Raw genomic sequence first — 19,920 nt, forward strand, 5'->3', positions numbered from 1 at the left:
TTTAGCGCTTGCTGTACTGCGGAGCCTTGCGGGCCTTCTTGAGGCCGTACTTCTTCCGCTCCGTGGCGCGGGCGTCACGGGTGAGGAAGCCGGCCTTCTTCAGCGGCGGCCGGTTGATCTCGACGTCCAGGATCGCCAGGGCGCGGGACAGGCCCATGCGCAGCGCGCCGGCCTGGCCGGTCACGCCGCCGCCATCGATGCGCGCGATGACGTCGAACGCCTCCTCGGCGCCGAGCACCACGAAGGGCTCGTTGACGATCTGCTGGTGGACCTTGTTCGGGAAGTAGACGTCCAGCGAACGACCGTTGATCGTCCACTTGCCGGTACCGGGGACGATGCGCACGCGGGCGATCGCCTCCTTGCGGCGGCCAGTGCCGTACGAGTTGCCCGTGGTGACGGGCTTGCGCACGGGCGCGTCGGCGCTGGCGGCGGACTCGGTGGTGTACTCGGACGGGAATTCCTCGCTGGAGATTTCCTCCAGCTCGGGCTCGACGGCCGTCTCGACACCGGTGGGCTCAGCCACGGTTCTCCTCTAACTCTTTCGAACTACTACTGGGCGATCTGGGTGATCTGGAACGGCACCGGCTGCTGAGCCTGGTGCGGGTGCTCGGAACCCGCGTAGACCTTCAGCTTCTTCGCCATCTTCCGGCCGAGGGAGTTCTTCGGAAGCATGCCCTTGACGGCCTTCTCGACGGCCTTGTCCGGCCGCTTCTCCATGAGCTCGCCATAGCTGACGGAACGCAGACCGCCCGGGTAGCCCGAGTGGCGGTACGCCTTCTTCTGCTCAAGCTTGTTACCACTGAGCGCGATCTTGTCCGCGTTGATCACGATGACGAAGTCACCGGTGTCGACGTGGGGAGCGAAGATCGGCTTGTGCTTGCCGCGGAGCAGGGTCGCGACGTGGCTGGCCAGCCGGCCCAGCACGACATCGGTCGCGTCGATGACGTACCACTGACGCTGGACGTCGGCGGGCTTCGGTGAGTACGTGCGCACGGTCGTAGCCTTCTTTATGCTCGCGTCTTCGGCGCTGTCGGATGCGACAGCTACATTTGGTCGGTCGGTGCGGGCACACGACGGCCCGGACCTTCCGTCTCCTCATTGCGGGAGATGACGCCGGACGCGCCGCGCATTGGTCACGCGGGACCTATGCACACAACGAACCTAAGCTACTCGCCCAAAGGCGCGCAGGTCAAAACGACCAGTAGCCCTGAGCGAGTCTACCCGAACGCAGAACGGTTAGGTTTCGTTTCCCTGGGACCTCTTCTTTCCCAGGACCAGACATCCCTATCGTTAGCGGCGGTATGTGGCAGAACTCTCACTCCCGGCCAACCCAGCGGGGCGCTCGGCGCCGGAATCACCTGGGGGTGCTGGCCTGCCTCATGACCGTGCTCTTCACGGGGGTGCTGCTCGGCCGGCTCACCGACGACGCCGAGCCGACCCCCCATGTCTATCTCAACGAGACCGCCCCGCCCGCCGCTGCCACCGCAAACCCCGCTCCGACGACGGCCAGGAAGGCGCAGCAGCAGGTCGAGATGATCCCCAGGGAGATCACGACCAAGGCCATGCCGCGCGGCCGGGCCACCCCCAAGGCCACCAGATCGCCCGACGGCCAGATCGCCGGGTTCAACTCCCAGGACAACCCCGCGATGCTCAGCGACGGCGGCGGCGTGCAGATCATGCCCGGGCTGGCGGCCAAGGTCGTCTCGCTGACCAACTCCGCCCGGTCCCGCCACGGCTGCGGGGCGCTCAGGGTGGACTCCGGCCTCTCCAGCTCCGCGCGTACGCACTCGCTGGAGATGGCCCAGACCGGGCAGCTCGCGCACACCTCCCCCGACGGCTCGTCGCCGTGGGACCGGATGGAGCGCGCGGGATACCGCTGGGGCGCCGCCGAGAACATCGGCGCCGGGTACAGCACCCCCGACGAGGCGGTACGCGGCTGGCTCGACAGCCCCGACCACCGCAAGAACATCCTCGACTGCGGACTGAAGGCCATCGGGGTGGGCGTCGCGTCCGGCCCGGACGGGCCATGGTGGACCCAGGACTTCGGAACCCGATGACGCGCATCACGGTAATGTCGCCGCATGGCTTTTCCCGAAGGACGTGAAAACAGCGCCCCCTATGGCATGGGGAGTGTCTTCCAGCCTGCGGGCAGACGCCGCGCTCCGAACGGTCCCGGCGGTCCGGCCGGCCCCGATGGTCCCGGCGGCCCCGGTCCTGGCGGACCCGGCGGTCCCGGCGGACCGGGCTTTTTCGGCGCCCCCAACGGCCCCGGCGCTCCTGGCGGCCCCGGCCCCGGCAGCCCCGGCCCCGGCAGCCCCGGCCCCGGCGGCCCCGGCGGTCCTGGCGGTCGCGGTCCCGGCGGTCCTGGTCCCGGTGGTCCTGGTCCCGGTGGTCCTGGCCCTGGCGGCCCCGGCGGTCCTGGCGGCCCTGGCCCTGGTGGACCCGGCGGCCCCGGCTTCTTCGGCGGACCGGGCGGACCGGAAGGCCCTGGTGGACCCGGTGGCCCTGACGGCCCGGACTCTTCCGGCGACGGCGACGACGCCCCGCGCCGCTCCCGCCGTTCCCGCAAGCAACGCGCCGCCGACGACGCCGAGCAGGAGAGCAAGGCCGACAGCGCGCCGCAGGACGGCGACCGGGCACCGCAGAGCAGGGTCGGCTGGAGCCCGTACGACGAGGGCCCGCGCTCGCGCGCCCCGCTGTGGTTCGCCATCGGCGGCATAACGGTGCTCGGCCTGCTCGGCGGCGGCCTCGCGATGATGTGGAACGCCGACAAGCCCGTCACGGCCCAGACCACGACCCCTCGCATGACCGCGCCGCCGCTCCCGTCGGCCCCGCCCGGCAAGTACGGCTTCGCGGCCGAACGGTCCACGGACCCCGAGCCGATCACGGTCAAGGAGATCTTCGGCAAGACGAAGAAGATCACGGTCGCGGGCCGGTCGTACGAGATGACGGTCACCAGCAAGGACAAGAAGTGCGCTGACGGCGCCCTGGGCGACGCCTTGAAGAAGGCGCTCAAGGACGGCAAGTGCAACCAGCTCGTACGCGCCAGCTTCCGTGACAAGGCCGGCAAGATCATCGGCACGGTCGGCGTGGCCAACCTCAAGACCAGCAAACTGGCGTCCAAGGTGGCCAAGGCCGGCAGCACGGCCAACTACGTGAAGCCGCTGGCAGGCAAGGACAGTGTCACCAAGCAGCTCGGCTCGGGTGCGGGCGGCGCCAGGATCTGGACGCACGGCCACTACGCGATCATGGTCTGGTTCCAGAACAAGGACGGCACGAAGCCGGACAAGAAGGGCTCCAAGCAGATCTTCGGCGCCATCAACGACATCACCAAGGCGACGGTCTTCAAGGCTCTGGACAACCGCACGCTCACCGGCAGCCCCCTTTAGCGAAAACGGCTTCTTATTCGATAAGCCCCCAAACGGGATGCCGGATCCCACTGGGAACGCTCATACCGACATAACGATCTCGCTACTCTCGCTAGGCTCGCCCTATGCGTGGCCAGGAACCCGGGTCTGAGCACGATCGCAGGGAAGCCGACGGATCGGCCGCACCAGCGACGCCACCGCCGAGCTTCGGCCAGACCAGCGGGCGAGACGTACCACCGGCGTTCGCCCCCGCCGACGAGGAACCGCGCGGCTCCTCCGACGACGCGGCGCACAGCCCTGACGACGACGCGCCGCCCGCCCCGCCGGGCGAGGCGGCGGACGTTCCCGTCTTCAGGGGAGCGCCGTACGAGTCGCCCGACTCCGGGACGCGACCCGCCGTCCCCGTCTTCGGGGGGCCGCCGCCCGAGTCGCCCAACTCCGGAACACGATCCGCGTCGCCCGACAACGACGAGCCGCCCGGCGTCCAGCCGTGGGAGGTGGCGGGCGACGACGCAGCGCCGTACGACTGGTACGACGACGAGTCCGAGCCCACCCGCCCGGGCGGCCTGCGCCCGCCGCACCCCGCCGCCGAGGCGGAGGACCCCGACCAGACGCTCATCGGCCGGTCGCGCCCCACGCTGGGCGAGCAGATACGAGCCGAACAGGTGCGGGCCATCCGCCCCTGGGACGACCCGGAGCCCGGCGCCTGGCCCGCGGAGCAGGCCGCGCCAGGCGGCCCGTCGTGGGAGCCGCCACCGGCGTTCACCGCCGCCGCGGCGGGCATGCCGGTGTGGCCCGCGCCGCCCAGCGACCCGCACGCCAAGCCGCCCTGGCCCGCCGCCACGGGCGAGCTGGTGGCCGAGCCCGACAACGACGAGCCGGGCTACGACCCCAACGCCACCCAACCGGAGGGCCTCGCCCGCCCGGCCCACTACTTCGACCCGGACGCGGCCCGCCGGGAGGCCGCCCAGCAGGCGGAGGGCAGGGCCCAGCCCTCGTCCATCGCCGACCAGGACACCCCTCCCGACGGCTTCCTGCCGGCCCCGATCGCCTCGCCGGAGGAGGACCTCACCGAACCGGTGCTGTCCTCCTTCACCCCGAACCCCACCGAACACGGCGCCCCGCCGCTCTCCCTGTCCGATCCGGCCAACCTGCCGGCCCACCCGCCCGAGCCCGGCGACGTGCCCGTCTGGCCCCCCAACCCACCATCCGAGGCCAAGCTGCCCGATCTCCCGTTCCCCAGGGACACCTGGGGACAGAAGCCCGCCGCCCCGCTCAGCCGGCCCCAGGGCGGCAGCCCGGCGTTCCCGCCTGGAGCGTTCAAACAGCCACCGTTCCAGACCCCGCCCCCGCCTCCCGCCCCACCCGGCAAGAGCAAGCGGGCCCTGCTCGTCACGCTGGGCGCGCTGGCTCTGGCCGGGGTCGCGACCGGCGGATTCTTCGCCTACCAGGCGGTCACCTCCCCCACGCCGACCACGGCCGCCACCCGGCCCACCGCGTCAAGCGAGCCCAGCACCGAGACGCCCGCCGCCGCGGCGCCCTCCGACGCCCCCGACGGCACGTCCATCCTCAACTCCGAGCAGACCGACCCGCAGAAGCTGTCGCTCTCGGAGGCGTTCCCGAAGAAGAAGGTCAGCGCGGCGGGCACCACGTTCACCAGGGTCAAGGCGGCCGTCGAGACGAGCTGCGACAAGGCCGCCACAGGGGACTTCGCGGACGCGCTCAAAGAGCAGAAGTGCAGCCGCGTGCTCAGGGCCACCTACGTCGACAGCAAGCACCGCTACGCGGTCACCACGGGCATAGCGGTCCTGCCCGACAAGGACGCGGCCATCATCGCCGACCAGTCCAAGAACCTCTCACGCAACGTCTGGTTCCGCCCGCTCCCCGGCGCCGACGGCTCGGGCGGCGAGCGCGTGAACATCGCCGGCGGCTACGCGGCCGGGCTGGTGTGGGGCCGCTACATCATCTTCAGCTACGCCACCTACGCCGACGGCCACACCCCCGAGTCCAAGGAGAAGACGCTGCCCAAGGTCAGCGGGGCGTTCCGGGACCAGACCTCACTCGTCCTCGAGCGCCGCCTCACCAAGGGCTGACGGCGTCCGCTGGAGGGCGGTGGTGCGCACTCGCCGCGTGGCCCGAGCCCGCGCGGCGAGCTCCGGCGCCGCCGGGTAGCCCACCTCCTCCAGGCACAGCCCGTGCGCGGGCGCGACGTGCACCCCCGAGTCCCGTACGGCCCGCGTCAGCACCTGGCCGGGCCACTCCACCGGCCGGCTGCCGTCACCGGCCGCCAGCAGCGACCCGACCAGCGCCCGCACCATCGAGTGGCAGAACGCGTCCGCCACGACGGTCGCCACCAGCACCCCGTCGGGCTCGCGGGCCCAGTCCAGCCGCTGCAGCTCCCTGATCGTGGTCGCGCCCTCGCGCTTCTTGCAGAACGCCGCGAAGTCGTGCTCCCCGAGCAGCCGCGCCGCCGCCGCGTTGAGCGCGCCGGCGTCCAGCGACCGGTTGTGCCAGACCACCTCGCGCCGCCGCAGCGGGTCGACGCCGCCCACCGCGTCGCTCACCCGGTACGCGTATCGGCGGAACATCGCCGAGAAACGCGCGTCGAAGCCCTCAGGAGCCACGGAGACCCGATGAACGCGCACATCTGGGGGCAGGACCCCGCCCAGGCGCCTGACAAGCGCAGCGAGCCGCTCATGGACGTCCAGGGGCCCCCTGTTGCCGTCGAGCTCGGCCAGAGACCCGTCGGGCACGTCCACGTGGGCCACCTGGCCGCGCGCGTGCACGCCGGCGTCGGTGCGGCCGGCCACGGTCAGCATCGCGGGCTCGCCGAGGCGCAGGATCCTGCCGAGCGCCTGCTCGATCTCGCCCTGGACGGTCCGGCGTCCCGGCTGCCTGGCCCATCCGGAGAAGTCGGTCCCGTCGTACGCGAGGTCGAGGCGGAGCCGTACCACGATGATCCTCCTTCAACTGAAAACGGGCCCGCACCCCGCAGGGGGTCCGGGCCCGTCTCGTCCGACCTGAAAGATCAGGCCTCGTCCTTCTTCGCCTCAGCCTCGGCGGCCGGGGCCTCCTCCGCAGCGGGAGCCTCCGCGGCGGGGGTCTCCTCGGCGGCGGCCTCGGGGGCCTCCGGAGCCTCGGTCTCCTCCGCGGCGGGCGCCGGAGCCACGGCGGCGGCCGGGGCCTCGGTGCGGCGGGTCGTGACGCCGTTCAGCGGCTCGGCCACCAGCTCGATGACCGCCATCGGGGCGTTGTCGCCCTTGCGCGGACCGACCTTGGTGATCCGGGTGTAGCCACCGGGACGCTCGGCGAACGTCGTCGCGATCTCGGTGAAGAGGTGGTGTACGACGCCCTTGTCCTTGACGACGGTCAGGACCTGGCGACGGTTGTGGATGTCGCCCTTCTTCGCCTTGGTGATCAGGCGCTCCGCCAGCGGGCGCAGGCGCTTGGCCTTGGCGACCGTCGTGCGGATCTTGCCGTGGCGGAACAGATCGGTGGCCAGGTTGGCCAGGATCAGCCGCTCGTGCGCCGGGCTGCCGCCAAGACGTGCACCCTTGGTGGGCTTGGGCATGGTCTTTCTCCTCCTGGATTAACCCGCCCCGGCCGTACCAGGTACCGGAGTCGGGCCGGATCGCAGTCGCTCATGCGATCCGTTGCTGTGGCCCCGCGCCATGACACCGCGCGGGGCCTTCGAAAAGCGGATCAGTACTGCTCGGTCTCGACGTACGCGCTGTCGTCGTCGTCGTAGCCGCCGCCGGCCACCGCGCTCGGGTCGAACCCGGGCGGGGAGTCCTTGAGCGCCAGCGACATCTCGTGCAGCTTCTGCTTGACCTCTTCGATCGACTTGGCGCCGAAGTTGCGGATGTCCAGCAGGTCCTGCTCGCTGCGCGCGACGAGCTCACCCACGGTGTGGATGCCCTCGCGCTTGAGGCAGTTGTAGGAGCGAACGGTGAGGTTGAGCTCCTCGATCGGCAGCGCCAGATCCGCGGCCAGGGCGGCGTCCGTCGGCGACGGGCCGATGTCGATGCCCTCGGCCTCGACGTTGAGCTCGCGGGCCAGGCCGAAGAGCTCGACGAGGGTCTTACCGGCGGAGGCCACCGCGTCGCGGGGCTTCATGGCCGGCTTGGTCTCGACGTCGAGGATGAGACGGTCGAAGTCGGTGCGCTGCTCGACTCGGGTCGCCTCGACCTTGTAGGTGACCTTGAGCACCGGGGAGTAGATCGAGTCGATCGGAATGCGACCGATCTCCTGGCCCGGCTGCTTGTTCTGGGCGGCGGAGACGTAGCCGCGACCGCGCTCGACCGTCAGCTCCATCTCCAGCTTCGCCTTGCCGTTGAGCGTGGCGATGCGCAGCTCGGGGTTGTGCACCTCGACACCGGCCGGCGGCGCGATGTCGGCGGCGGTGACCTCACCCGGGCCCTGCTTGCGCAGGTACATCACGACCGGCTCGTCGTGCTCGGAGGAGACGACCAGCTCCTTGAGGTTGAGGATGATGTCAGTGACGTCTTCCTTGACCCCGGGAACGGTCGAGAACTCGTGCAGGACGCCCTCGATCCGGATGCTCGTCACGGCCGCGCCCGGAATGGACGACAGCAGCGTGCGGCGGAGCGAGTTGCCGATGGTGTAACCGAAGCCCGGCTCCAGCGGTTCGATGACGAACCGGGACCGGGTGTCGTCGAGCGACTCTTCGAGAAGAGTCGGGCGCTGAGCGATCAGCATGCGGGGTCTCCCCTTTTTCGTGTGGCGCCCGCTATATGACGCCACTCCGATAAACAGCGTAGTTGAGGTGCGGAAATCCGCACCTCAACTCAGGCTCACTTCGAGTAGTACTCGACGATGAGCTGCTCCTGGACCTGGGTGTCGATCTGCTGGCGAACCGGCAGCTGGTGAACCAGGACGCGGAGCTTCTCGGGCACGACGCCGAGCCACGCGGGAACGGTGCGCTCGCCCGCGGTCGCCCTGGCGACCTCGTAGGGCAGAAGGTTGCGCTTGTTCTCGCGGACCTCGATGATGTCGTGCTCGCGAATGCGGTAGGACGGGATGTCGACCTTCTTGCCGTTCACCAGGATGTGGCCGTGGCGCACCTGCTGGCGGGCGGCGTCACGCGACTGGGCGAACCCGGCGCGGTAGACGACGTTGTCGAGACGGCTCTCCAGGATCTGGAGCAGCGCCTCACCGGTCTTGCCGGTCTTGCGGGTGGCTTCCTCGTAGTAGTTGTGGAACTGCTTCTCGAGGACGCCGTAGATGCGGCGGGTCTTCTGCTTCTCACGAAGCTGAAGCTGGTACTCGGACTCCTTGGGACGTCCGCGGCCGTGCTCACCCGGCGGGTAAGGACGGATCTCGATGGGGCACTTGGCAGACTCGCACTTGCTGCCCTTGAGGAAGAGCTTGGTCTTCTCGCGACGGCAGAGCTTGCAGTCGGCGCCCGTGTAACGAGCCATTTCTCAATATCTCCTGGGCTTGTTCAGACGCGGCGGCGCTTCGGCGGCCGGCAACCGTTGTGCGGGACCGGGGTGACGTCCTGGATCGAACCCACCTCGAGGCCGGTGGCCTGGAGGGAGCGGATCGCGGTCTCACGGCCGGAGCCGGGACCCTTGACGAAGACGTCCACCTTGCGCATGCCGTGCTCCATGGCGCGGCGAGCGGCGTTTTCCGCGGCCATCTGGGCGGCGAACGGGGTGGACTTACGGGAGCCCTTGAAACCCACGTGGCCGGCGCTGGCCCAGGAGATCACGTTCCCGTTGGGGTCCGTGATCGAGACGATGGTGTTGTTGAACGTGCTCTTGATGTGGGCGTGCCCGTGAGCGACGTTCTTCTTTTCCTTGCGGCGCACCTTCTTCGGGGCGCCCTGACGGCTCTTAGGAGGCATTGTTTGCCATTACTCCTGAGGTCTTCGGTCCGCGGCTGTGGACTACTTCTTACCGGGCTTCTTCTTACCGGCCACGGTCTTCTTCTTGCCCTTGCGGGTGCGCGCGTTGGTCTGCGTGCGCTGGCCGTGGACGGGCAGGCCCTTGCGGTGCCGGATGCCCTGGTAGCAACCGATTTCGATCTTGCGACGAATGTCGGCCTGGACCTCGCGGCGCAGGTCACCCTCGATCTTGAAGTTCGCCTCGATGTAGTCACGCATCGGGACGAGCTCGGTGTCGGAGAGCTGGTGCACACGGAGGTCGCCGCTGACACCGGTGGCCTGGAGGATCTCCTGGGCGCGGGTGCGGCCGATTCCGTAGATGTAGGTGAGAGCGATCTCCAGCCGCTTCTCGCGGGGGAGGTCGACGCCAACCAGGCGAGCCATGGTCGGGCATTCTCCTTCTTTGTGGCGGAGGTCTTGCGCCGCACTACCCCTCCCCAATGCCCGGGGTGAGGGCCCCGGCCTCCGACCGGGGGTCTCCGGAGCGGTTCGAGCCTTTCGAAAAGGGCCCGCCTGCTCAGGTGTGAGACGCGATTACTGACTCAGGCTCCTCATGCGTCGAGCCCGCTCCCTCAATCGGGGCGGACTCGGAGGAGCCTTGCGGCGACTAACCCTGGCGCTGCTTGTGGCGCAGGTTGTCGCAGATCACCATGACGCGACCGTGCCGGCGGATCACCTTGCACTTGTCGCAGATCTTCTTGACGCTCGGCTTTACCTTCATTGTCCTTCGTGATTCCTCAGACGTCTTACTTGTATCGGTAGACGATCCGCCCACGACTCAGGTCGTAGGGGCTCAGTTCAACGACTACCCGGTCGTCCGGCAGAATCCGGATGTAGTGCATCCGCATCCGCCCGCTGATATGGGCCAGGACCTTATGGCCGTTGTCGAGCTGCACCCGGAACATGGCGTTCGGGAGCGACTCGACCACAGTGCCCTCGATCTCGATGGCGCCGTCTTTCTTGGCCAAGATTCCTCGCGTTTCACTGATCGATCGTCTGAGGCTCCGGTTCACTAAGCAGCCGCGACTTCACGCTTCGAAGAGAGCGGCGACCGGCAAAGGCCGCCGACGCGTGATAGTCATAGTGAGCCGACTAAGGAGTGTACGACACCTGAGACTAAAACGCGAAACGCGTGCCAGGTGTCCTGACACAACCACGGACGAGTCTACCCCACGTTCACCGGCCTTCAGACCTTCCGGGGAAAGCGGAAGGCCCGCCGAGGGAGAGATCCCGGCGGGCCCTGTTCCCGTGGGTGAGGTCCTAGTAGATGCGGTGCGTCGGACCGCAGTACTTGAACGGGCCGCCCCAGCAGGTGTAGGTGTACAGCTTCTGGATGCCGAACTTCGACCAGGTCGCCTGGTACGAGCCGTCCCAGCCCTGGACGAACTTGTGCCAGCTGCCGCCGGAGTAGTACTTGAACCACACGTACCCCTTCTTCGGGGTGAACTCCTTGCCGTACCAGTGGGTGTAGACCTTGCCGTTCTGCTTCCAGGTCTTGCCGTAGGTGAAGGCCTTGTGGTTGCTGGAGTAGTACTTGCCCCAGCTGCTGATCGACGTGACCGACGACTGGGTGGCGGTGGCCGCCTGGGCGGCGGGGGCGACGGCGAGCCCGGTGAGGGCGATCGAGCCGGCGAGAGCGGTGGCCGCAAGGATCTTGCGCATTTCGGTTCCTCCGTGAGTCGTGCTTCCCGACACAGCTCACGTTAGGAATCCAGACATATCCGTACTGCGCACGAATGCACACAGTGCACTAGTGCACACAGCCCTACTTGAGCTTCTTGGGCTTCTTGGGCTTGTCGGGCGGCGGGTTGCCGAAGACGGTGCTGATCAGCAGAATGACGCCCCACGGGCCCATGACCCACAGCGGCCAGGGGTAGATCAGGTGCTCGGACGTGAGGCTCACGATCAGCCAGATCACCCAGTTGATGCCGCTGGCCGTCGCCCAGGCGCCCCAGGCCGCCCGCATGCCCGGATGCATGCCGGTGCGCCGTGCGGGGCTCTGCGGCACCGTTGCGGGCCGGTTGCGCAGGTCCACGTCCGGCAGGTCGACCGTGAGCTTGGCCAGCTCTCCGTACGTCCTGCTCTTGTAGAGCTGCTCGAGCCGTTCGTTGAACTCGTCCATCGTGATGCGGCCCTGCGCGGTGTGCTCGCGGAGGATGGCGGCGACGCGGTCGCGGTCGGCGTCGGAGGCTCGCATCTCGGGGCTGTTCGCCATCCCACCCACTCCCGGGGGTCAGTTCTGCGGTTGGGTAAGGCGCTCTTGCCCGCCGTCCAGGGCGGTCAGCACCCAAGGACCATTATGTGTCACGGCGACACTGTGCTCGAAGTGTGCGGACTGCTTGCCGTCGACCGTCACGACGGTCCACTCGTCGGCCAGCACGCGGGTGCGCTCGGTGCCCAGGTTCACCATGGGCTCGATGGCCAGGCACATGCCCTCTTCCAGCACCGGGCCCCGGCCGGGCCGGCCGTGGTTGGCGATCCACGGGTCCATGTGCATCTCAGTGCCGATGCCGTGGCCGCCGTACTCCGGGGGGATGCCGAAGCGGCCCTGCGACTTGACGTACCGCTCCACCTCGTAGCCGATGTCGGACAGATGGCGGCCGACCCGCAGCGCCGCGATGCCGCGCCACATGGCCTCCTCGGTGATCCGCATCAGCTCGGTGAGCTTGGGGTCCACCTCGCCGATCGGCACCGTCACGGCCGAGTCGCCGTGCCAGCCGTCCAGGATCGCGCCGCAGTCGATGGAGATGACGTCGCCCTCGCGCAGCTTCCTGGCGTCGGTCGGGATGCCGTGCACCACCTCGTCGTTCACCGACGCGCAGATCGTGGCCGGGAAGCCCTGGTAGCCCTTGAACGACGGGATCGCGCCCTCGTCCCTGATCGCCTTCTCGGCGATGACGTCGAGGTCGAGCGGCGTCATGCCGGGCTCGACCGAGCGCTTCAGCAGGTCGAGCGTGCGCCCGACCACCAGGCCCGCCGCCCGCATCTTCTCCAGCTGCTCCGGTGACTTGATCTGGATGCCGTGTCTGTTCCGTTTGAACATCTTCTGCCCCCCTGGGTCTTCAACGGGCCACAATGGGGGCCCAATTCCCCCCACAATAGCCGCGAGGTGGCACGGAAACCCGTGCCACCTCCGCAAATCGCTCGTAACTGGAGCTATCCCATGAACGGGCGGATCGCCTCCATGGCCCGCTGGGTGACCTCCTCGACCGGGCCCGTGGCGTCGACCCCCACGAGAATTCCCTCGTCGGCGTAGTAGGAGACCAGCGGCGCCGTCTGCTCCTGGTAGACCTCCAGGCGGTGCCTGACGGTCTCCTCCTTGTCGTCGTCACGCTGGAAGAGCGCGCCCCCGCACGCGTCGCACTTGTCGTCCTTCTTGTCGTCGAACTCGACGTGCCAGATACGGCCGCACTGGCTGCAGGTGCGCCGGCCGGCCAGCCGCCTGACCACCTCGTCGTCGTCGACGACGAGCTCGAGTACGAGGTCGAGCGCCTGGCCCCAGTCCTTGAGCATGTCGCGCAGGATCTCCGCCTGTGCGACGTTCCTCGGGAAGCCGTCGAGCAGGAAGCCGTCCTGCGCGTCGTCCTCGGACAGACGGTCACGGACCATGGCGATGGTGACCTCGTCGGGCACCAGATCACCACGGTCCATGTACGTCTTGGCCAGCTTGCCAAGATCCGTGCCCCCCGAGACGTTGGCACGGAAGATGTCACCTGTCGAGATCTTCGGGATGGACAGGTTCGATGCGATGTACTGGGCCTGTGTCCCCTTACCCGCTCCGGGGGGCCCGACCAGAACGAGACGCACTACCGCAGGAAACCTTCGTAGTTACGCTGCTGGAGCTGGCTCTCGATCTGCTTAACGGTGTCAAGGCCGACGCCTACCATGATCAGAATACTCGTCCCTCCGAACGGGAAGTTCTGGCTCGCACCGGACACCGCCAGCGCGACGATCGGGACCATGGCGATCAGACCCAGATAGAGCGAGCCCGGCGCGGTCAGACGAGTGAGCACGAAGTTCAGGTATTCAGCCGTCGGCCTGCCAGGACGGATGCCCGGAATGAACCCACCGTACTTCTTCATGTTGTCGGCGACTTCAGTGGGGTTGAACGTGATGGACACGTAGAAGTACGTGAAGAAGATGATCAACACGAAGAACGTGGTCATGTAGATCGGCGTGTCACCGGTGGCCAGGTTCTGCGAGATCCAGCGGATGAACGCGTTGTCCGTGCTCTGGAAGAGCGACGTCAGCAGCTGCGGCAGGTAGAGCAGCGAGGACGCGAAGATGACCGGGATGATGCCGGCCTGGTTGACCTTCAGCGGAATGTAGGTGGACGTGCCGCCGTACATCCTGCGCCCGACCATCCGCTTGGCGTACTGGACCGGGATGCGACGCTGCGCCTGCTCGACGAAGACCACCGCGGCGATCATGAAGACACCGACGACCATGACGACCGTGAAGGTGAACTTGTTCGCCTGGAAGATGTTGGCCAGCTCGGACGGGAAGACCGCGACGACCTGCGTGAAGATCAGGATGGACATGCCGTTGCCGACACCGCGGTCGGTGATGAGCTCACCGAGCCACATGATCACGGACGTACCGGCGGTCATGATGACCACCATCGTCACGATCTGGAAGATGTTGTCGGGGTCGAGGAGCACGTCCTGCTGGCAGTTCGGGAACAGCTGCCCGGTGCGGGCCAGAGCGATGAAGGCGGTGGACTGCAGGACGGCAAGACCGATGGTCAGATAACGCGTATACTGCGTAATCTTGGTCTGACCGGCCTGTCCCTCCTTCTTCAGCGCCTCGAGACGCGGGATCACGACGACGAGTAGCTGGAGAATGATGCTCGCGGTGATGTACGGCATGATGCCCAGCGCGAACACCGACAGCTTCAGGAGCGCACCACCGCTGAAAAGCTGCACCATCCCGTAGATGTTGCCGGCGGCTCCGTTACGGGCCTGCTCGAAACAGGCGGCGAGGTTCTGGACGTGAACTCCCGGAGTCGGAAGAACCGAGCCGAGACGGAAAAGCGCGATGATGCCCAGGGTGAAGAGCAACTTTTTGCGCAGGTCCGGTGTCCGGAACGCCCGGGTAAACGCGGTCAGCACGGTCCCTCCTGCGCGCCTTTACGGCGGTGTGAGTATGCGATGGTGCGGGGATCTGCCATGTCTGTCTTAGGTCAGACGAGACGGTCAGAAGCCTGCCGTCTCGCGAACTCTAACGCACTACGGGCGTGGGGGCATTTGTCAAAGCCCCCACGCCTCGTAATAGCTCTTACAGCTCGGTAACGGAGCCACCCGCAGCGGCGATCTTCTCCTTCGCCGCGGACGAGAAGGCGTGAGCCTGAACGTTCACAGCGACGGAGATCTCGCCGGTGCCGAGCACCTTCACGAGCTGGTTCTTGCGGACAGCGCCCTTGGCGACCAGCGACTCGACGGTGACCTCGCCACCGTCGGGGAACAGCTCGCCGAGCTTGTCCAGGTTGACGACCTGGTAGGTCGTCTTGAACAGCGCGTTGGAGAAGCCCTTGAGCTTCGGCAGACGCCTCTGCAGCGGCACCTGGCCACCCTCGAAGCCGAGGGGGACCGTCGTACGGGCGTGGCTGCCCTTGGTGCCGCGACCGGACGTCTTGCCCTTCGACGCCTCGCCACGACCCTTGCGGATCTTGGCCTTGTTGGCGCCGGGGGCTGGACGCAGGTCGTGAATCTTGAGCGGAGCCTTGTCAGTCATGACTAGTCGACCTCTTCCACCTCGACGAGGTGCGTCACCACGGAGACCATCCCGCGAATCTCGGGCCGGTCCTCCTTGACGACGACGTCGCCGATTCGCTTCAGGCCAAGCGAACGCAGCGAGTCACGCTGGTTCTGCTTGCCACCGATCTTCGAGCGAACCTGAGTGATCTTCAGGCGTGCCATGACTAGCTCACCGCCTTCGCGGCCGCCGCCTCGGCGAGACCCTCACGCTGAGCCTTCAGCATGCGGGCCGGAGCGACGTCCTCGATCGGCAGGCCACGGCGGGCGGCGATCTCCTCGGGGCGCGAGAGGCCCTTCAGAGCCGCCACGGTGGCGTGCACGATGTTGATCGGGTTGTCGGAGCCGAGCGACTTCGACAGCACGTCGTGGATGCCGGCGCACTCCAGCACCGCACGCACCGGGCCACCGGCGATGACGCCGGTACCGGCCGAGGCCGGACGGAGGAAGACGACACCGGCCGCCTCCTCGCCCTGCACGGTGTGCGGGATGGTGCCCTGGATCCGAGGCACCTTGAAGAAGTGCTTCTTCGCCTCTTCGACGCCCTTGGCGATGGCCGCGGGCACTTCCTTGGCCTTGCCGTAGCCGACGCCGACCAGGCCGTTGCCGTCACCGACGACGACGAGGGCGGTGAAGCTGAAGCGACGACCACCCTTCACGACCTTGGCCACTCGGTTGATCTTCACTACGCGCTCGATGTACGAGACGCCCTTGTCGGCGGCGCCACCGCGGCGATCGTCACGACGGTCCCGCCGCTCGCCACCGGTGCCGCCACCGCGACGCGGAGCTGCAGCCATCAGTGGTTCCTCTTCTCAGTTGCCATCAGAATTCGAGCCCGCCTTCGCGGGCGCTGTCCGCCAGAGCCGCGATGCGGCCGGCGTAGCGGTTGCCACCGCGGTCGAAGACGACCTTGGTGATCCCGGCTTCCTTGGCCCGCTGAGCGAGGAGCTCGCCGACCTTCTTCGCCTTCTCGGTCTTGTCCGCCTCCAGCGTGCGCAGTGCCGCGTCCATGGTGGACGCGCTCACCAGCGTGTGGCCGACGGAGTCGTCCACGATCTGGACGAACATGTGACGCGTCGAGCGGTTGACGACCAGGCGCGGACGCTCGGCCGTACCGACGACGAACTTGCGGACGCGGCGGTGACGGCGAGCCCGCGAGACGGTGCGGGCAGCCGTGTGCTTGCTGAACGCAGTCTTCGGAGCCATGCCTACTTACCAGCCTTTCCGACCTTGCGGCGGATCTGTTCGCCCTGGTAGCGCACGCCCTTGCCCTTGTACGGGTCAGGCTTGCGCAGCTTGCGGATGTTGGCCGCGACCTCGCCGACCTTCTGCTTGTCGATGCCGTCCACGTGGAACAGGGTCGGCTTCTCGACGCGGAAGGTGACGCCCTCGGGGGCGTCCACGATGACCGGGTGACTGAAGCCCAGCGAGAACTCCAGCTGCGTCGGGCCCTTGGCCTGGACGCGGTAACCGACGCCGACGATCTCCAGAGACTTGGAGTAACCCTGGGTGACGCCCTGCACCATGTTGGCGATCAGCGTCCGGGACAGGCCGTGCAGCGCACGGACCTTGTTCTCGTCGTTGGGCCGGGAGACGGCGATGGCGCCGTCGTCGTCGCGAGCGACCGTGATGGGCTCGGCGACCTTGTGACTGAGCGTGCCCTTCGGGCCCTTGACCTGGACATCCTGGCCGGCGATCGTGATGTCTACGCCGCTGGGCACAGGGATGGGCAGCCGTCCGATTCTCGACATGCTGTGTTCCTCCCCTCTACCAGACGTAGGCGAGGACTTCCCCGCCCACGCCACGCTTGCCGGCCTGCTTGTCGGTCATGAGACCGGCGGACGTCGAGATGATCGCGACGCCCAGTCCGCCCAGGACTCGAGGCAGGTTGTCCTTCTTTGCATAAACCCGCAGACCGGGCTTGGAAACCCGGCGCAGGCCCGCGAGCGACCGCTCACGGGTGGGCCCGAACTTGAGCTCCACCACGAGGTTCTTGCCAACCTTGGCGTCTTCGACGGTCCAAGCCTGGATGTAACCCTCCTGCTGGAGGATCTCGGCGATGTGCGCCTTGATCTTCGAGTACGGCATCGTCACGCTGTCGTGGTACGCCGAATTCGCGTTACGCAGACGTGTGAGCATGTCTGCGATCGGGTCGGTCATCGTCATGGCCAGTGGCCTTCCTCGCCGCGGTTTCCAGTCGGCCAAGCAGCGCTCTGCCGGTGGACCTTCGGCGCGGTCATGGACGCTCTTCGAGAGCGCCCGGGTCTTCTTCTGAAAATATGATCACCCAGGGGCGGCACGGAGGCCGCCCCTAAGGTTATCTACCAGCTCGACTTGGTGATGCCGGGCAGCTCGCCCCGGTGCGCCATCTCGCGGAAGCACACGCGGCAGAGCCCGAACTTGCGGTAGACGGCGCGCGGCCGGCCACAACGCGAGCAACGGGTGTACGCCCGGACCTCGAACTTCTGCTTGCGCCCCGCCTTGGCGATCAGCGACTTCTTCGCCATTGGATCAGGCCTCCTTGAACGGGAAGCCGAGGAGCTTCAGCAGCGCCCGGCCCTGGTCGTCGTTCTTCGCCGTGGTCACGATCGTGATGTCCATGCCCCGCGGCCGGTCGACCTTGTCCTGGTCGACCTCGTGGAACATGACCTGCTCGGTCAGACCGAACGTGTAGTTGCCGTTGCCGTCGAACTGCTTGGGCGACAGGCCGCGGAAGTCCCGGATACGGGGCAGGGCCAGCGCCAGCAGGCGGTCGAGGAACTCCCACATGCGGTCGCCGCGCAGCGTGACGTGCGCGCCGATCGGCATGCCCTCGCGCAGCTTGAACTGGGCGATGGACTTGCGCGCCCGGACGACGGCCGGCTTCTGGCCGGTGATCACGGTGAGGTCGCGGACGGCGCCCTCGATGAGCTTCGAGTCGCGAGCCGCCTCGCCGACGCCCATGTTGACCTTGATCTTGGTCAGCGCGGGGATCTGCATGACGTTCTCGATGCCGAACTGCTCGCGAAGCTGGGCCGCGATCTCCTCGCGGTACTTCGTCTTGAGTCGCGGCGTCGGGCGCTCGGTCTCAGTGGTCGTGGCAGTCATCAGCTGTCCTCACCCGTCTCGTCGGCCTTCTTCTCGTCGGCCTTCTTCTCGGCGGGCTTCTCGTCCTTGAGCTTCTTCACGTTCGAGACGTGGATGGGGCCCTCCATGGTCTGCACGCCGCCGGTCTTGGCGCCGCGCGGACCCTGGTGGGTCTCCTTCGAGTGCTTCTTGATCATGTTGACGCCCTCGACCACCACACGGTCCTCGTGCGGGAGCGTGGCGATGACGTGACCCTTGGCACCCTTGTCCTTGCCGGCGATGACCTTGACCAGGTCACCCTTCTTCACATGCAGCTTCGGCATTACAGCACCTCCGGGGCGAGCGAGATGATGCGCATGAACTTCTTGTCGCGCAGCTCGCGGCCGACCGGGCCGAAGATACGAGTGCCACGAGGGTCACCGCTGTCCTTGATGATGACGGCGGCGTTCTCGTCGAAGCGGATGTAGGAGCCGTCGGGCCGGCGGCGCTCCTTGACCGTGCGGACGATGACGGCCTTGACCACGTCGCCCTTCTTGACGCCCGTGCTGCCCGGCAGCGCGTCCTTGACAGTGGCGACGATGATGTCGCCGATACCGGCGTAGCGTCGGCCCGAGCCACCGAGAACACGGATGCAAAGGATCTCCTTCGCGCCCGTGTTGTCGGCGACCTTGAGCCGCGACTCCTGCTGGATCACGTTGAACTCCTGTTAGTCGCGCCGGTTCTCATTTCTGAGCCTGGCGGAACCGTCGTTGTCTTGTTCCCACGGCCACAACGCCCATAGGCGCCGCACCGCAGGCGACGCGAGGCCCGCATGTGGCCCCGCGTCCTTGGACGCCGTCATGGGGGCTCTCAGAGCCCCCACGAGGCGCGGTATATGTCGAGAAGGAGAGTTACTTCGCCTTCTCGAGGATCTCCACGACCCTCCACCGCTTGGTGGCGGAGAGGGGGCGGGTCTCCATGAGCAGCACGCGGTCGCCGACGCCACAGGCGTTGGCCTCGTCGTGTGCCTTGTACTTGGTCGTACGGCGGATGACCTTGCCGTACAGACGGTGCTTGACGCGGTCCTCAACGGCGACGACGACGGTCTTGTCCATCTTGTCGCTCACCACGAGGCCCTCGCGGACCTTGCGGAAGTTCCGCTGCTCGTTCGTCTCGGTGGTCTCGGTCTCAGCCATCGCTCGTCTCCTTCTCGACCGTGACGATGCCCAGCTCGCGCTCGCGCATCACGGTGTAGATACGGGCGATCTCGCGGCGGACGGCGCGCAGCCGCCCGTGGCTCTCCAACTGACCGGTCGCCGCCTGGAAGCGGAGGTTGAACAGCTCCTCCTTGGCCTCCTTCAGCTTCTGGACGAGGGTGTCCTCGTCCTCGAGCCGCAGCTCGCCGGCGGTCAGGCCCTTAGCCATCACGCCTCACCCACTTCACGCTTAACGATCTTGCACTTCATCGGGAGCTTGTGGATCGCACGCTGAAGCGCTTCGCGGGCGATCGGCTCCGCCACGCCGGACAGCTCGAACATCACGCGTCCGGGCTTGACGTTGGCGATCCACCACTCCGGCGAACCCTTACCGGAACCCATGCGGGTCTCGGCAGGCTTCTTGGTGAGCGGACGGTCGGGGTAGATGTTGATCCACACCTTGCCGCCACGGCGGATGTGACGGGTCATGGCGATACGAGCGGACTCGATCTGACGGTTGGTCACGTAGGAGTGCTCAACCGCCTGGATGCCGAACTCGCCGAACGTGACCCTGGTGCCGCCCTTGGCGGCTCCGCTGCGGTCAGGCCGGTGCTGCTTGCGGTGCTTGACCCTGCGCGGGATCAGCATGG

Annotated in this window: 31 protein-coding genes; 3 read left to right on the forward strand and 28 right to left on the reverse strand. The window is 67.5% G+C overall.

Features of this window, described 5'->3' with window-relative positions; genetic code table 11:
• Window position 1: 1 nt before the first annotated feature.
• Together rpsI and rplM are read right to left on the reverse strand one after the other, a co-directional pair.
• The gene (gene rpsI / locus ACWEPL_RS14755) at window positions 2–523 is read right to left on the reverse strand and encodes a 30S ribosomal protein S9 (protein ID WP_350731016.1); all 522 of its coding nucleotides are present in this window, start codon (window positions 521–523) and stop codon (window positions 2–4) included.
• A gap of 26 nt (window positions 524–549) precedes the next feature.
• Window positions 550–993 carry a 50S ribosomal protein L13 gene (gene rplM / locus ACWEPL_RS14760; RefSeq protein WP_185070656.1) on the reverse strand — a complete coding sequence of 148 codons (444 nt, stop codon included), beginning with the start codon at window positions 991–993 and terminating at the stop codon, window positions 550–552.
• Window positions 994–1,379: 386 nt separating this feature from the next.
• On the opposite strand from rplM, the gene ACWEPL_RS14765 reads away from it, so the two are divergent.
• The 3 genes from ACWEPL_RS14765 to ACWEPL_RS14775 all read left to right on the forward strand — a co-directional run bounded on the left by ACWEPL_RS14765 (window position 1,380) and on the right by ACWEPL_RS14775 (window position 5,461).
• Complete coding sequence (locus ACWEPL_RS14765) at window positions 1,380–2,057, forward strand: CAP domain-containing protein (protein WP_452436442.1); 678 nt, start codon at window positions 1,380–1,382, stop codon at window positions 2,055–2,057.
• Window positions 2,058–2,081: 24 nt separating this feature from the next.
• Complete coding sequence (locus ACWEPL_RS14770) at window positions 2,082–3,389, forward strand: hypothetical protein (protein WP_452436443.1); 1,308 nt, start codon at window positions 2,082–2,084, stop codon at window positions 3,387–3,389.
• Between the two features lie 104 nt (window positions 3,390–3,493).
• Entirely contained in the window at window positions 3,494–5,461 is a 1,968-nt protein-coding gene (locus ACWEPL_RS14775; protein WP_452436444.1) for a hypothetical protein, read from the forward strand.
• On the opposite strand, the gene truA is transcribed toward ACWEPL_RS14775, so the two are convergent.
• From truA to rplP, 26 genes are all read right to left on the reverse strand, one after another.
• Window positions 5,426–6,322, reverse strand: a complete 897-nt coding sequence (gene truA, locus ACWEPL_RS14780; protein ID WP_363962202.1) for a tRNA pseudouridine(38-40) synthase TruA — start codon at window positions 6,320–6,322, stop codon at window positions 5,426–5,428. The genes ACWEPL_RS14775 and truA overlap by 36 nt on opposite strands.
• Before the next feature lie 74 nt (window positions 6,323–6,396).
• Window positions 6,397–6,939: a 50S ribosomal protein L17 gene (gene rplQ, locus ACWEPL_RS14785; protein WP_452436445.1), complete on the reverse strand. Its 543-nt coding sequence runs from the start codon at window positions 6,937–6,939 to the stop codon at window positions 6,397–6,399.
• A 131-nt stretch (window positions 6,940–7,070) separates the two neighbouring features.
• Entirely contained in the window at window positions 7,071–8,087 is a 1,017-nt protein-coding gene (locus tag ACWEPL_RS14790) for a DNA-directed RNA polymerase subunit alpha (protein ID WP_350731004.1), read from the reverse strand.
• Window positions 8,088–8,182: 95 nt separating this feature from the next.
• Entirely contained in the window at window positions 8,183–8,809 is a 627-nt protein-coding gene (rpsD, locus tag ACWEPL_RS14795) for a 30S ribosomal protein S4 (protein WP_185070645.1), read from the reverse strand.
• A gap of 23 nt (window positions 8,810–8,832) precedes the next feature.
• Window positions 8,833–9,237, reverse strand: a complete 405-nt coding sequence (gene rpsK, locus ACWEPL_RS14800; protein WP_020542285.1) for a 30S ribosomal protein S11 — start codon at window positions 9,235–9,237, stop codon at window positions 8,833–8,835.
• Window positions 9,238–9,279: 42 nt separating this feature from the next.
• Window positions 9,280–9,660 carry a 30S ribosomal protein S13 gene (gene rpsM, locus ACWEPL_RS14805; RefSeq protein WP_125644650.1) on the reverse strand — a complete coding sequence of 127 codons (381 nt, stop codon included), beginning with the start codon at window positions 9,658–9,660 and terminating at the stop codon, window positions 9,280–9,282.
• A gap of 223 nt (window positions 9,661–9,883) precedes the next feature.
• The gene (rpmJ, locus tag ACWEPL_RS14810) at window positions 9,884–9,997 is read right to left on the reverse strand and encodes a 50S ribosomal protein L36 (protein WP_003956441.1); all 114 of its coding nucleotides are present in this window, start codon (window positions 9,995–9,997) and stop codon (window positions 9,884–9,886) included.
• A 25-nt stretch (window positions 9,998–10,022) separates the two neighbouring features.
• On the reverse strand, window positions 10,023–10,244 hold the full coding sequence (gene infA / locus ACWEPL_RS14815; RefSeq protein ID WP_012887858.1) for a translation initiation factor IF-1: 222 nt from the start codon (window positions 10,242–10,244) through the stop codon (window positions 10,023–10,025).
• 292 nt (window positions 10,245–10,536) lie between these two features.
• On the reverse strand, window positions 10,537–10,938 hold the full coding sequence (locus ACWEPL_RS14820; RefSeq protein WP_350731001.1) for a hypothetical protein: 402 nt from the start codon (window positions 10,936–10,938) through the stop codon (window positions 10,537–10,539).
• Window positions 10,939–11,041: 103 nt separating this feature from the next.
• Window positions 11,042–11,491: a DUF1707 SHOCT-like domain-containing protein gene (locus ACWEPL_RS14825; RefSeq protein ID WP_363962200.1), complete on the reverse strand. Its 450-nt coding sequence runs from the start codon at window positions 11,489–11,491 to the stop codon at window positions 11,042–11,044.
• 18 nt (window positions 11,492–11,509) lie between these two features.
• Window positions 11,510–12,319 (reverse strand): type I methionyl aminopeptidase, encoded by an 810-nt coding sequence (gene map / locus ACWEPL_RS14830; protein ID WP_363962199.1) that lies wholly within the window; start codon window positions 12,317–12,319, stop codon window positions 11,510–11,512.
• Between the two features lie 113 nt (window positions 12,320–12,432).
• A complete protein-coding gene (locus ACWEPL_RS14835) occupies window positions 12,433–13,083 on the reverse strand; it encodes an adenylate kinase (RefSeq protein ID WP_185070637.1) in 651 nt (216 codons plus the stop codon).
• Window positions 13,083–14,387, reverse strand: coding sequence for a preprotein translocase subunit SecY (gene secY, locus ACWEPL_RS14840; protein WP_350730995.1), 1,305 nt, complete (start codon window positions 14,385–14,387; stop codon window positions 13,083–13,085). The genes ACWEPL_RS14835 and secY overlap by 1 nt, the downstream gene beginning before the upstream one ends.
• Window positions 14,388–14,553: 166 nt before the next feature.
• Window positions 14,554–15,009: a 50S ribosomal protein L15 gene (gene rplO / locus ACWEPL_RS14845; RefSeq protein ID WP_350730993.1), complete on the reverse strand. Its 456-nt coding sequence runs from the start codon at window positions 15,007–15,009 to the stop codon at window positions 14,554–14,556.
• Window positions 15,010–15,011: 2 nt separating this feature from the next.
• On the reverse strand, window positions 15,012–15,194 hold the full coding sequence (gene rpmD, locus ACWEPL_RS14850; RefSeq protein ID WP_080043226.1) for a 50S ribosomal protein L30: 183 nt from the start codon (window positions 15,192–15,194) through the stop codon (window positions 15,012–15,014).
• 2 nt (window positions 15,195–15,196) lie between these two features.
• Window positions 15,197–15,826: a 30S ribosomal protein S5 gene (gene rpsE / locus ACWEPL_RS14855; protein ID WP_091090115.1), complete on the reverse strand. Its 630-nt coding sequence runs from the start codon at window positions 15,824–15,826 to the stop codon at window positions 15,197–15,199.
• A gap of 25 nt (window positions 15,827–15,851) precedes the next feature.
• Window positions 15,852–16,235, reverse strand: coding sequence for a 50S ribosomal protein L18 (gene rplR / locus ACWEPL_RS14860; RefSeq protein WP_185070632.1), 384 nt, complete (start codon window positions 16,233–16,235; stop codon window positions 15,852–15,854).
• 2 nt (window positions 16,236–16,237) lie between these two features.
• Window positions 16,238–16,780 (reverse strand): 50S ribosomal protein L6, encoded by a 543-nt coding sequence (gene rplF, locus ACWEPL_RS14865; protein ID WP_192789899.1) that lies wholly within the window; start codon window positions 16,778–16,780, stop codon window positions 16,238–16,240.
• A 16-nt stretch (window positions 16,781–16,796) separates the two neighbouring features.
• Window positions 16,797–17,195, reverse strand: a complete 399-nt coding sequence (rpsH, locus tag ACWEPL_RS14870; protein ID WP_192789898.1) for a 30S ribosomal protein S8 — start codon at window positions 17,193–17,195, stop codon at window positions 16,797–16,799.
• A 155-nt stretch (window positions 17,196–17,350) separates the two neighbouring features.
• A complete protein-coding gene (locus ACWEPL_RS14875; protein ID WP_020542298.1) occupies window positions 17,351–17,536 on the reverse strand; it encodes a type Z 30S ribosomal protein S14 in 186 nt (61 codons plus the stop codon).
• Between the two features lie 4 nt (window positions 17,537–17,540).
• Complete coding sequence (rplE, locus tag ACWEPL_RS14880; RefSeq protein WP_106253395.1) at window positions 17,541–18,116, reverse strand: 50S ribosomal protein L5; 576 nt, start codon at window positions 18,114–18,116, stop codon at window positions 17,541–17,543.
• The gene (gene rplX / locus ACWEPL_RS14885) at window positions 18,116–18,409 is read right to left on the reverse strand and encodes a 50S ribosomal protein L24 (RefSeq protein ID WP_350731450.1); all 294 of its coding nucleotides are present in this window, start codon (window positions 18,407–18,409) and stop codon (window positions 18,116–18,118) included. Before rplX ends, rplE begins: the two co-directional genes overlap by 1 nt.
• 8 nt (window positions 18,410–18,417) lie before the next feature.
• Window positions 18,418–18,789, reverse strand: coding sequence for a 50S ribosomal protein L14 (gene rplN / locus ACWEPL_RS14890; RefSeq protein WP_106253399.1), 372 nt, complete (start codon window positions 18,787–18,789; stop codon window positions 18,418–18,420).
• 196 nt (window positions 18,790–18,985) lie between these two features.
• The gene (gene rpsQ, locus ACWEPL_RS14895; RefSeq protein ID WP_185070626.1) at window positions 18,986–19,270 is read right to left on the reverse strand and encodes a 30S ribosomal protein S17; all 285 of its coding nucleotides are present in this window, start codon (window positions 19,268–19,270) and stop codon (window positions 18,986–18,988) included.
• Window positions 19,263–19,499 (reverse strand): 50S ribosomal protein L29, encoded by a 237-nt coding sequence (gene rpmC / locus ACWEPL_RS14900; RefSeq protein WP_106253417.1) that lies wholly within the window; start codon window positions 19,497–19,499, stop codon window positions 19,263–19,265. Before rpmC ends, rpsQ begins: the two co-directional genes overlap by 8 nt.
• Window positions 19,499–19,918: a 50S ribosomal protein L16 gene (gene rplP, locus ACWEPL_RS14905; RefSeq protein WP_185070624.1), complete on the reverse strand. Its 420-nt coding sequence runs from the start codon at window positions 19,916–19,918 to the stop codon at window positions 19,499–19,501. The genes rpmC and rplP overlap by 1 nt, the downstream gene beginning before the upstream one ends.
• Window positions 19,919–19,920: the final 2 nt, after the last annotated feature.

It is taken from the genome of Nonomuraea sp. NPDC004186 (assembly GCF_053603495.1).